The organism is Bacillus sp. z33 (assembly GCF_058313615.1).
On the sequence record NZ_JBZFQN010000001.1, the window covers coordinates 178,000 to 190,710 of the forward strand.

At 36.7% G+C, this 12,711-nt stretch carries 12 protein-coding genes; 1 reads left to right on the forward strand and 11 read right to left on the reverse strand.

Going from position 1 to position 12,711, the window contains the following annotated elements:
* Window positions 1–53 precede the first annotated feature (53 nt).
* Complete coding sequence (locus tag AC4G3L_RS00920; RefSeq protein WP_491075103.1) at window positions 54–1,082, reverse strand: LacI family DNA-binding transcriptional regulator; 1,029 nt, start codon at window positions 1,080–1,082, stop codon at window positions 54–56.
* Between the two features lie 532 nt (window positions 1,083–1,614).
* Between AC4G3L_RS00920 and AC4G3L_RS00925 the strand changes: the two genes are divergently transcribed.
* Window positions 1,615–1,827 (forward strand): hypothetical protein, encoded by a 213-nt coding sequence (locus tag AC4G3L_RS00925; protein ID WP_491075104.1) that lies wholly within the window; start codon window positions 1,615–1,617, stop codon window positions 1,825–1,827.
* A gap of 1,395 nt (window positions 1,828–3,222) precedes the next feature.
* Here the strand turns inward: AC4G3L_RS00925 and AC4G3L_RS00930 are convergent.
* From AC4G3L_RS00930 to AC4G3L_RS00975, 10 genes are all read right to left on the reverse strand, one after another.
* Window positions 3,223–3,414 (reverse strand): hypothetical protein, encoded by a 192-nt coding sequence (locus AC4G3L_RS00930; RefSeq protein WP_491075105.1) that lies wholly within the window; start codon window positions 3,412–3,414, stop codon window positions 3,223–3,225.
* A 35-nt stretch (window positions 3,415–3,449) separates the two neighbouring features.
* A complete protein-coding gene (locus tag AC4G3L_RS00935; RefSeq protein ID WP_066103808.1) occupies window positions 3,450–3,896 on the reverse strand; it encodes a YaiI/YqxD family protein in 447 nt (148 codons plus the stop codon).
* A 318-nt stretch (window positions 3,897–4,214) separates the two neighbouring features.
* On the reverse strand, window positions 4,215–4,631 hold the full coding sequence (locus AC4G3L_RS00940; protein WP_491075106.1) for a Zn-ribbon domain-containing OB-fold protein: 417 nt from the start codon (window positions 4,629–4,631) through the stop codon (window positions 4,215–4,217).
* Window positions 4,632–4,643: 12 nt separating this feature from the next.
* Window positions 4,644–5,804, reverse strand: a complete 1,161-nt coding sequence (locus AC4G3L_RS00945) for a thiolase C-terminal domain-containing protein (RefSeq protein ID WP_491075107.1) — start codon at window positions 5,802–5,804, stop codon at window positions 4,644–4,646.
* Between the two features lie 26 nt (window positions 5,805–5,830).
* The gene (locus AC4G3L_RS00950) at window positions 5,831–6,250 is read right to left on the reverse strand and encodes a MaoC/PaaZ C-terminal domain-containing protein (RefSeq protein WP_491075108.1); all 420 of its coding nucleotides are present in this window, start codon (window positions 6,248–6,250) and stop codon (window positions 5,831–5,833) included.
* A 20-nt stretch (window positions 6,251–6,270) separates the two neighbouring features.
* A complete protein-coding gene (locus AC4G3L_RS00955; protein ID WP_491075109.1) occupies window positions 6,271–6,711 on the reverse strand; it encodes a MaoC family dehydratase N-terminal domain-containing protein in 441 nt (146 codons plus the stop codon).
* 204 nt (window positions 6,712–6,915) lie between these two features.
* Entirely contained in the window at window positions 6,916–8,661 is a 1,746-nt protein-coding gene (locus AC4G3L_RS00960; protein ID WP_491075110.1) for a class I adenylate-forming enzyme family protein, read from the reverse strand.
* Window positions 8,662–8,734: 73 nt separating this feature from the next.
* Entirely contained in the window at window positions 8,735–10,204 is a 1,470-nt protein-coding gene (locus AC4G3L_RS00965; protein WP_491075111.1) for an aldehyde dehydrogenase family protein, read from the reverse strand.
* Between the two features lie 47 nt (window positions 10,205–10,251).
* The gene (locus tag AC4G3L_RS00970) at window positions 10,252–11,388 is read right to left on the reverse strand and encodes an acyl-CoA dehydrogenase family protein (RefSeq protein ID WP_491075112.1); all 1,137 of its coding nucleotides are present in this window, start codon (window positions 11,386–11,388) and stop codon (window positions 10,252–10,254) included.
* A 21-nt stretch (window positions 11,389–11,409) separates the two neighbouring features.
* Window positions 11,410–12,600 carry an acyl-CoA dehydrogenase family protein gene (locus AC4G3L_RS00975; RefSeq protein WP_491075113.1) on the reverse strand — a complete coding sequence of 397 codons (1,191 nt, stop codon included), beginning with the start codon at window positions 12,598–12,600 and terminating at the stop codon, window positions 11,410–11,412.
* Window positions 12,601–12,711 lie beyond the last annotated feature (111 nt).

Here is a 12,711-nt window from a genome sequence, read left to right on the forward strand (position 1 = left end):
GTATTTGAGTTTAACGTTAAACTTGATTTTAGACTAACATTTTGTAAGCGCTTTTACAATCCTGGTTTCAAATTTTTTACTGAATCTCTAATGACTAAATGGACGGGAAGTTCATTTTTGTATATATTTAAATCATGATTGGCAAGGGATTTTACTATCAAAGATGCCGCTTCTTCACCCTTATGGCGTATATCCTGATGAATAGAAGTAAGTCTAGGAGTTATGTATTTAGCAATTAAAATATCATCAAAACCAATTATAGATATATCATCAGGAATCCGAATTCCCAAGGATTTTAAACTTTGCATTGTTTCAATTGCCAAATAATCTGCTGTAAATAATAGGGCAGTTATATGGTTAATATCATTTTTAATTTTTTGAGCTAATTCATTGATGCTTCCATTTTTATCGTCATATTCATAAATAATATTCTTATTAATTGTAAGCTTGTGATTCTTCATAGATTTACTATAACCTAAATATCTTTGTTCAATAACACCACTTGGAAACATGCTGTAGGATACAAACCCAATCTTTTTATGACCATTTTCTATTAAGTAATCTGTAGCAAGCATCATACCTCTTTGATCATTTATTCCTATATTCATAAAAGATTCCTCTGTATAAGTATCTATAAGTACAATTGGTATTTGAATCATATTACGCAATTGAACAGCTTCAGAAGACAACATACCTAACAGAATAACTCCATCAACATTCCATATCTTAAGGATGTCCTTAATTTCATTTATAGATGTAACAGTTCTTACTAATAAATAATAGTCATTTTCACGTAATATTTGATCTACGCCACTAAGAACCTCTGTGTTAAATGGGTTTTCAAACATCATATTAATACTATCGGATGTAGTATTTTGGTATAGAAGAAAGCCAATTAACTTAGAAGAATTATTCACTAAAGATCGAGCATTCATATTAGGCGTATAGTTATATTTATTTATAATAGCTTGAACTTTTTTTACAGTCTCTGCTGAAACTTTGTTTGTTTTGTTGTGTATCACATTTGATACCGTCATTACACTAACATTAGCTTCTTTTGCTATATCTTTTAATGTAGCCATACTTATCACCTAAACCTTAACAGTTATTTTATAAGTTAAAACTTTTTTATTAATTTAGTATATCAAAACTTCATTCATTTATATCGTTTACAATAATTCTTATTCGGTGATGAAATTATAGTGAGGATTCTAAAAAAGGGGAGGAGATATAAAGTTAGATACGTTATCTTATTGGTTTTGGATTTGAGACTGTAGACTTCTTTAAGAAAGGGATTAGTGTGGAAAATGATTTGATAGCCTGGCTGTTGTTCAATATTTTATGCATTTGGCAGAAGAAAACACCAAGGTCCATGTACTAGAGGGTAACTGTGATAAATCAATAGAATACTTAATAGAAGAAGATTCTTGGTTACTTAATTATCTCAAAAAGAAAATATACATTGCTGAATGATTGTCTAAGGCATGTAGGAGTTAATTTAGATACCATTCAATATATATCCGAATTAAAAGAGATAATCGTGAAAATTTTTCATCAGAGATTAATTGGCTTAATGAATAACCAACCGTAATTGATACAGATGATTTTATCTTTGTGCACGCCGGTTGGAAAATGACACCCAGAGAAAACGCTCTTAGAATGCCATCATCCTTAGACAAGACATATATGGCAGATAAAATGGTTGTTGTCGGACATTGGCCAGTGATCAACTATGTAGAAATACCGACTCATAATCCTGTTTTGAATAATGACAAGAAAATAACTGAATTGATGGAGGAAACATCATTAAGGAAACTGGTCAATTAAACGCTTTTATTATTAATAAAGTCCGAAAGGTATGTGTTTTCTTATACATATGTAGACCGATTCACAAAAGGTGAGATCAAGAAAGATTATGAGGCTACCTCAAATTATCCTATCCTTTATTTGGAATATATCCAATAGAAGAAGGGGAGCATTTCACAATTTGCAAACAGCATCAAACAGATCTATTGCTTTATGTTAAATAAAGGAGCAAGAAGATAGAGGATTTAAAGTTAGAACCGATGTTTCATGCGTTCAATTAACCGTTAATAAAGGGGATATGATCTCTAAATTAGATAACAACTGTAGTGCCTATACATTAAAAAAAGGCGGATTAGTAGGCTGAGTTTCTAATAAGTGTTTAATAAAATAAATAGAGCTAAATTTTTTGAAGAATTCATAAATAAACAATCAAAACTTATTTTTATGGCAGTAAATCTGTAAATTTTCAAGATAAATGAACCGACGGATGATTGGTCATAAACAGAATTTGTATGGATTGCTACGATTTTAGAAGGTAATAGATTAAAACAAGGAAAATTAATCGATAATAACATTATGTAAACTAAGATGAAAATCAAGTAGAAATATGGCAACAAGACAATTAATCTAAATTTATGATTTAAAACTTAAATTTACGTACAAGTTAAACTTAAATTAATTTAGTTCATGTTTTATTTACATTGAAAGAATATAATTCAAAAGATAATTTATTGATGATCAATCTAAGAAACTAAAAAGTAAATTACCATCAGAAATTAATAACGATTTATAAGAACAAGAATATACAGATTAAGAAACAAATTAATAAAATATATTACTGAAATCAATAATTGTAAATTTTTCTATTTCGTCTCAATTGCTAAAGTAATCTTGCTTAATGAGACCGATGTTTAATTGGTTTAGTTAACTTCCTATAATATATATTATGTAAACTAGAATATTTTTTTATCTTTGTTAGGATTTCTACCCTTCTTCTGACTAATGACATATAGATATATTCCTTAATGACATATACAAATCACCCTTTCTTCTTATTGTCCGTGTGGAGAAATCGATTTATAAGAAAAACAAGATCCAAAGTAGGATCTTGTTTCAGCTAGGAATAAAAAAATGTGTAAATCTCTTTTTTTATTAACTGAGAATAATACATTTAATGAATTTCCTGATGTATAGCTTGTTAAATATTCTCCCTGGAAAACTGGATACTCCATGGTTAATTTCCATTTTTCCAGTATACCTGTTAAGCATTTAAGCTTATTAGGTATTAGATGTATGAAATATTTCTTTGAAATTCTCCGTATACTGTTCAGCTAATTGTATATCTACTGATACGGTCAAATGTTCTTTATTCTGATTAGCTGTAGGTGTCCAATTATGTAAATAAGATATAAGAATCTACTTTTTGAGCTGATCAAGTGCTTGGTAAGCTGCCTGATACTTTCCTCCATCCGCAACTTCTGAATGGTACAAGGCCTTGATGGCATTGTTTTTTTCAAGACCATGCTCAGCCTTTAACTCTTTAAAGCGTGAATGCAGTTCTTTATTTCCCTTAATTAGTTGTTGCATTTGCGATTTTGAATACTTCAAAATATTTATCTCCTTTTTAAATCTCTGAGTTTAGCCTAATTTTTAACAGAAATAACCTGTTTAAAAAGATTCCTAAATTGCTCCCGGTCTTCAGCTGTAAAAGGCTTTGGTCCTTTTGTTCGCTGTCCACCTTTTCTAGCCATTGCACTTAAATAACGTGTTTGTAATAATTGGTCAATATTTTCATTTGTATATCTAAAACCTTTATGGTGGAGGACGATAATTCCTTTTGCTAAACCTAGTGATGCAAGACCATAATCTTGCGTAACGATAATATCTCCTTTTTCCACTAACTTCACAATTCGAAAATCTGCAGCATCTGCTCCAGAATCAACATAAATGGTTTTCACTCCTGATGGCTGTTCTGCATTAGAAAAATGAGAAAAGCTTGTAACAAGGATAACCTGTATTTCAAAATCGCTTGCTTCAGAAATAATAATATCTTTCACTGGACAAGCATCTGCATCCACATAAATTTTCATCTTTCCCCTCCCATTTAGAAGTTCGACTTACTATTTAACTTAATCTTTTTAAACTATAAAAGGGACTGATGACTTTTGTTTAAAAATAACAAAGAGTTCTTCCTTTTGCGGTTTTTTTATATCCTTATATTATACTTTATAGAATTGTGTTCAAATTGCCAGCAAAAGATATCTTAGAACTAAATACTTGATTAGAATGTTACTGTTTATCTACTAATATATCCCAGATTTAAACAATCATTTTATTATAGTAAGAAACACAAAAACCATAATTCTTTGCTGCCAAAGTATCATGGTTTCAGTTTAACAATTTATTATCTACCTCAATTTCCACTGAGGAAGAGCTCGTTCCTCGTTGATATCCTGCCAAAACATTTGTACATCCAATCCAATCTTTACTTCTTCAGGGTCACAGTTCAAAATGTTACCTGTGATTTTGATTTTAGGCTGACCTTCTAGTTCTACTTGAGCAATAACAGTTGGTAGGTCGTCCTGGAAACCAGGCAGAAATGGTCGATAAGAAATGATATAGGAATAAATTGTTCCGTATACTTCATTACCGAATGATTCCCAACTCAGTTCAGCGCTTCCGCATCTTGCACAGGCCGGTCCTGGAGGATGTTGATATTTTTGACAGGAATCACATTTTTGGATGGAAAGTTCATGTTTGTCCGCCGAATCCCAGTAAGGCTCGTTATCCTGGTTTTTTAGTGGAATGGGTTTTTGATAAGCCATTTTATATCCCTCCTAATTTCTAAGAATCATAGCACCGGCTATATCTGGTCCCGCCCAACCTGTACAGATTCCAATTTCGCAATTCTCAACTTGACGATCAGTTCCTTTGTACTCGTGACGAATTTGCCTAACGATCTCAAGTACATTATTCATTCCATGAGTATAGCCTTCTGAAAGCATTCCTCCTGCTGTATTGGTCGGGAGGCTACCTCCTATCCTCAAGTTTCCTGCAGCAACAAAATCCCCCACTTCTCCCCGTGGAGCAAATCCAAAGGCTTCGAGCTGGCGAAGCACAACCCAGCTAAAGCAATCATATATAGAGGCTACTTGAATATCTGATGGTTGTACACCGGCTGATTTATATAACTGTGGAGCGACATAATCTGATGCTACCTGAGTCAAATCAGACCAATAGTGGGCATGTGGATGACATTCTCTTGCTGAGATACCCATAATATAGACTGGTTTTGGCTTACAATCTTTAGCCCTTTCAGCTGACGTAACAATAATCGCATTCGCTTCATCCAATTCAACACAGCAATCATGTTTAGTAAATGGATAGCTAATGTATGGGGTTTCCATATATTCCTCCATTGTTAAAGGATGTCCGTTTAGGAATGCTTTAGGGTTTCGTTGGGCATGTTCATAAAAATCTACACAAACATGGCCCAGATGTTCACGTGTAATCCCTGTCTCATACATATGCCTTGTAGCAAACATTCCAAACCACTGAGATGGACTTGCGGAACCATACGGAATAATGAAGCTTCCTCCATCAATTGCTTCCTGTATCATATCAGGATCATATCCTCGTCCGACCTTTTTTCCGGAAGAACCATTCATTGATCTCCAAATTAATACCGTTTTTACTAAGCCTGCTTCTATTAATCCAACAGCATCTGCAATTAACATTTCAGTTGAGCTTCCGCCACCCATGACATCATTAACATAACTGGGGCGGATACCTAAATAAGTTGCCAACTGGTGTGAAGAGCAGGAATCACCTGTGCTATAGCTCATAACTCCATCAATTTCCTTAGCTTCAAGCCCGGCATCCTGCAATGCGTTTCGTGCAGCTACTAAAGCCATATGGAGTGGTGTAGTTCCAGATTTTCTTGAACGCTCACTCTCTCCAACACCTACAATGGCATAGCGATTGCTTATATTCCCCACATTAATACCTCCTTTTTCTGAACAAGTTACCGAAATTTTAAAGTAGCTTTACCTGAACCAACAACTTTTCCTGGTTCCTTCTCAGCTATAAGATTCAAGTCCGCCATTCTCAAGCCATCTTCCTCATAGATTTTCTCTACTATTGAGGAACAAGTTATTGAATCTCCCGGAACTGTCATTGCTCCAAAACGCATCTTAAACTGTTTGATTTCAGCTGTGGTGCCTGCAAGCTCCATAATGTACTGACCCAAAAAGCCCATAATTAGCATTCCGTGAGCAATCACACCATTCATGCCAATTTTCTGTGCAAACTCATCGTCGGTATGTAGCGGGTTAAAATCAGCGGATGCACCAGCGTATTTGACTAATTGCACCTTTGTAATGGGCGGTTTTTCTAAGACAGGAAGTGCTTGTCCCGCTCTTAAATTTTCATATTGTATCTCCATCCATTTGACCCCCTATCTTTTCATAAAGCAGCTCGATAAATGATATTCATACGGCTGATTGCTACCATTTCCCCGCTTTCGTCCTTGAATTCTGTGTCAAGAACAAGAAATTGCATCTTACCGCTATTTCCATCTTTTTCGCATAAATCCGCTACCTTGCTTTTACAAATGAGTCGATCTCCCAGCCGAATTGGGCGAAAATAGATAAACTCCTGCTCTCCATGAAGCATCCGCTTTTCGTCTAGCTTTAGAGGAAGATGATTTCCTTCGCTACTTAAGGCAATTAGAAAAGTTGGAGGGGCAATAATGCCCTCATAAAATGTGTTTTTAGCGTATTCTTCATCAATGTATAAAGGATTAGAATCTCCTATAGCATCCGCAAATTGGCGAAGATGCCGCTTTTCAACCTCTACTGAAAAAGTTTTACCTTCTAAACCGATTATACTTTTATCTAGCTCCATATCTTTGCCTCCCATAAATAGGCTCTATGTTTAAAAATGACGATTGTTTATGCAAATTTTAAGATAAATTGTCCTATTGTATCAATGTATGTTTTAACATTAATATCCATTAGACTATAGAATGTTCTACATTAAAGTTTAAGATAAATCTTTTGTGGACTGACCACTTAGATGAATAAAATCTTTACATGGAATCTATTATTCTTATATTGGGCTATTTATTTTCTCTAATTCCTTGTCCCTCAGGATTCTCTTTAGAATTTTGCCTGCTGGTGATACCGGAAATTCTTCGACAATCTCCAATTCTCTTATTTTTGCATAGTGGACGACTTCCTGATTGACGAAGTCGATAAGTTCTTCAACCGTTGCTGTTGCTCCTGGCTTGAGAATAACAAATGCCTTTGGAATTTCACCCACACCTGATGAAGGTTTACCGATTACAGTTGCATTGCTAACTGCCGGATGCTTGAATAACGCATCTTCCAGCCTGCTTGGATAGACGTTATATCCTTTATAAATCAACATATCCTTTTTGCGATCTACTATGGTGATGAATCCATCTTCGTCAAGCATTCCAATGTCGCCTGTATGGAGCCAGCCATCTCTTAGTGCTTCCTCTGTTTCGAGGGGCTTATTATAGTACCCCTTCATAATTTGAGGACCTTTTGCACATATTTCACCTGTAGATCCAACAGGTAATGGTTCTTCGCTGCTGCCATCTGCAGGGATGATTTTCACTTCCGTATCAAAAAGTGGATGTCCAACTGTTCCAATCTTTTGTAATCCAGACCAGAACAAAACGGTATTGGTGATCGTTGCTGTAGCTTCTGTTTGTCCATAGCCTTCTCCAACCTTGGCATTTGGAAATGTTTTGGCTAATAGTTTCATTTCCTCTTTTACTAATGGAGCCGAACCGGATCCGACATTCTTTACAGATGAGAAATCATAATTATGTATGTCTGGATGACCAAATAGGCCATTCCACATGGCTGGAGAACCACTCACATGGGTCACTTGATATTTTTCAATATATTCAAGAAATGTTTTAGGTTTAAAACGGTCAATGAGAATGACAGTGTATCCAAGTAACATTGGATAGGCCATACAAGAATATACACCGGAAATATGAAACAAAGGTGAAGGACTGAGAGAAATTGCTTCCTCTGTCAACCACGGATATTTAGCTAGGTATTTGTCGATATCTTTCTCGACTCGTACAACCTCTAGTCCACCATTCTCTAAAACCTGTGGTATTAATCCAGCTGTCCAGGCTGCCGACTGCAGGAAACTGCTGATTAAATTATTATGTGTGATCATAACGCCTTTAGGTCTGCCTGTTGTTCCACCTGTATACGCAATATGGACAAGATCATTTTTTGGATCAATCCCAGGATCAAATTCCTCCTCTTCACCAGAAGCAATCAAATCCGCTAAGCTATACCATTCCTCTCCGTAATCCTTTACATCCACTGGGTTACTATATGAGAGCATTTCCTGGTCTCCGGTCACAATTACCTTTTTTATATTGACATTTGCTTGCAAACTATGGATGTCATTCGCAGTTGTTTCATGAGTGATTATAACTTCAGTATCCGAATCCTGAAGTTGAAACCTTACATCGTCTTTTGGAAAATAAGGATTAATTGGTGAATAGATAGCACCGGATAAAACAATTCCATAATAAGCAACAATATATTGAGGGCACGTAGGTAAATGAACTGAAACGACTGTGCCTTTTTCTACGCCAAGCTTCTTCAATGAATAAGCAAACCGAAGAGAATCACGGTAGACCTGTTCATAGCTAATAGGAGTATCATGAAAAATAAAAGCTGTTCGGTTTCCAAAACGGTTGGCGCTTCCTTTTAAAATCGCTCCTACCGGCAAATTAGGATAATCAATATTCCTTGGCATATCTGGATCAAAAATTCGTTCATCTGACCAATTAAACATTTTTATCAACTCCAAATGGTATTAGAATAGGTAAGCATAACTTAATAGATGTCTACTTTTGCGAGATATATTTTTATCCAATTTCTATTACACATGCTTTTTCCCTGGTGTATTCTATAAACGAATCCGTTCCAAACCCACTATCTTTAAATCCTCCAAAAGGGAGATCAACTCCCACCTGAGAATACGTATTCACCCATACGTTCCCAGCGTCAATTCTACTAATCAATCGTTGTGCACGGGCAAGATTCTGCGTCCAGATTCCTGCTGCTAAACCAAATTCAGAATCATTTGCAATGGCTATAGCTTCTTCTTCTGTTTCAAATGGTATGACCACTGCTACTGGCCCAAAGATTTCTTCCTGGCATACACGATGAAGGTGGTTATCCACCTTTATTAGAGTTGGTTCTACCCAGTATCCATTTTCTAACTCTCGATTTTCTGGTAATAATAAATGACCGCCAGATTTCCCACCTGCAATAATTTCTCCTTCTTTTTCTCCAAGCTCTATATAGGAAATCACTTTCTTATATTGTGATAGATTACCGATTGGGCCCATCGTTGTTTGCATGTCCAATGTATTTCCAAGCTTCACCGATTCAATAGATTGCTTGAACCTTTTTACTACTTCTTCAAAGATGGACTTCTGAATTAATATTCTCGATCCAGCCACACATATTTGTCCTGCGTTGCCGGTAAATATGGAATATGGCAATAATCTTTCTAATACTTTATCCAGGTCTGCATCTTCAAATATAATATTTGGTGACTTACCGCCCAGCTCAAAAATAAATGGCTTCGGATCATTAACAGTAGCCCGGGCAATTGCACTTGCAGTAGCTTTAGATCCAGTTAGACTAACTTTATTTATTTCCTTATTGCTTACTAAAGCATCACCGATTTCAGTTCCATATCCAGATAAGACATTGATGACACCTGGAGGTAAGATGGATGCCAGTATTTCTCCGTAGCGTAAGGAAGACACAGACGCATGCTCTGAAGGTTTAATAATGACAGTGTTCCCTGCTGCCAATGCATAGGCAGCTTTCATGGTGAATGTAAAAAGAGGAGCATTCCAAGGTGTTATGCCTAGTACCACTCCTAAAGGTTCACGATACGTATAACCATAAGTAGTCGGTCCCTTGAGGATGGTATCTCCTCTATTGGCATTATTGCAAAGCCCGGCTGCATCATACCAAATCTCTCTTAATGAACTAATGAGGGTATAGCTTGTATTGCTTATGACCCATCCATTGTCCTTAGTTTCCAAAGTTGCTAATTCTTCAGTATGATCTGTCAGTAAGTCACCGATTTGCCTCAAGAATTCAGCACGTTGTAATGGTGGAAGTGCAGCCCAACCTGGAAATGCTTCACGGGCAGCTTGGATTGTATATTCTACGTCTTTTATTGTACTTCTCGGTATCCTTGCCCAAGCACTACCTGTGGAGGGATCCATACTTTCGATTGAATCACCGGATTTGGAGGGAACGGTATTTCCGTTAATAATATTTTTATATTCTTTTAGCTCATTGATTACAGGCATGCTCACTCATCCCTTTCCTATGGTTTAAATTGGTTCAAGTTGTAAATCTACCAATTAAGCGCTGTAGCTGCCTTTGCTCTATATAATCTTGGATTTCCAAGATACGTTTGATAGTATTGAGCTCTCTTTAGATAAAGATGACAGTCCAGTTCTTCTGTTACTCCAATGCCGCCATGAATCTGTATCGCATGCCCTGCCAGGCGAAGGTATGCTTCTGTAATAAATGCACGGGCACTATAGATGGCCGCAGCTGCATCTTCTGCCTCTTGATCGAGAGCCCAAACAGCATAATAACTTAAAGATCTTGCCGTCTCTAAATCTAGCTTCATATCAGCAATACGATGCTTTATAGCCTGAAAACGTCCGATGGGCTGGCCAAATTGAACACGGATTTTAGCATATTCCGCACACATCTCCACAATTTTATCCATTCCACCAACCATAATAGAAGCAAGAGCGGCGTTCAGATATAAAAGTCCTTCCTTGATTGCATCCTCGCCTTTATGTAGATCGCCAAGTACATGTTCTTTGGAAACGATTACATTTTTGAAAACAACTTCTGCAAGATGACGAGTTTCATCCATAGACTGAAGTACTCGAAAATCTACACCTTCATCATTTCTATCTATAAGGAGTAAAGAAATACCCTGTCCATCCACCTCTGATTCAGAACGGACTAGCACAAGATATGTATCCGCCAGATCTCCTTCAGGAACTAATGTTTTAGTGCCGTTAAGGATCATTGTATCCCCATCACACTTTGCTGACATATGAATATCATCCAGATCGAAGCTCTTATCTGGTTCTACCCATGCAAGCGATATGGTTCTTGAACCATCAGCGATTCCAGGTAAGTATTTTTCTTTTTGTTCCATTGTTCCAAACTGCTCAATCAATGGGCTTGCAAGAGCTACTGTTTCTAAATACAATCCCGGCAATAATGCACGTCCTAATTCTTCGAGCACAGGAATTAAATTGTCTGTATCTAATTCAGCTCCACCATATTCTTCTTTCATTGTGATTCCCATACATCCTAATTGGGCTAGGTCTTTCCAAGTTTTTGTCAGAGGATTCGTATTGTTTTTTGCCAATTCCCGTGCAATTTTTGTTTGCCCTGCATTATCTAAATATTTCCGGACTGATCCTCTAAACATTTCCTGTTCTTCACTTAAAGAAAAATCCATCTTCTCTGCACCTCCGTTTCATTAACGTAAATCCTTAGGCAACCCCAATAATCTTTCCCCAATCGTATTTCTCTGTACTTCACTGGTACCTCCTCCGATCGTAACTCCAAAGGAAGATAAATATTCTAATTGCCAAAAAGGATTGGCCCGTGCGTCCTCTTTCCATAGAACACCTTGATGCCCCTGAATGGATACAGCAAACTCAAACATGTCTTTTGTTAATTCACTGCTCATTAATTTATCCATTGAGCTTTCCGCACCAGGATAACCCCTTTTCATAGAGATGGTAATGTTGCGATAATACGTTAGAAGGACACCGCGGTAACGAGTGTATAGCTCAACCATTTTTTGACGAACAAAAGCATCCTTTATCAATGGCTGACCATGTTCCTTCAATTCATTAGTCAGCAAAACTAAATCAGAAAATTGCTTTTCCAGTGCGAATATTTGGGCTCCTATGCCTGTTCTCTCATGCAGCATTAAATTAATCATTACCTTCCAACCATCATCGATTTCGCCGACGATTTCATCATCATACGCAACTGCGTCATTGAAATAGACCTCGTTGAAATCATGCTTCCCGTTCATTTGAATAATGGGCCGGACTTCAACACCAGGTTGTTTCATATCCAATAAAAATACGGTGATTCCTTTGTGTTTCTTTTCATTGGTAGAGGTTCTGGCAAGTAGAAAACAACGGTCTGCCAAATGCCCATAACTCGTCCAAACTTTTTGTCCATTGATAATCCATTTGTCTCCCTGTTTTACAGCACTCGTTTTCAATGCAGATAAATCAGACCCGGCATTTGGTTCAGAATATCCCTGACACCATACTTCTTCAGCATTAAGTATTTTGGGGATATATTTCTCTCTTTGCTCTTCCGTTCCAATATCCATTAAAGTTGGGCCAACCATATGGATTCCGATATAATTAATAAGATGTGGAGCTCCTGCTCTCACCATTTCCTGATGATAGATGATCTCTTCGATAACCGAGGCACTTCGACCGCCATATTTTTCTGGCCAAGCGATGGCAACCCATCCGCCCTCATTCATTTTCCTCTGCCAGTTCCTCAAAAATTGAGCCTGTTCTTCTTCGTTTTCTGGCAAATCCCGTTTACCTTCTATCCAACCCTCAGGTAGATTTTCCTCTAACCATATCCTTAATGTGTGACGATATACTTCCTCTTTTTTTGTAAAAGAAAAATTCATTTCATCATCCTCCTTGGGCAATCATCAAGCTACTCACAAACATAACAACTATAATTTGTATTTTAGTAACATAGATTGTTGAATACAATGTAGGATTCCACATAATTTCTT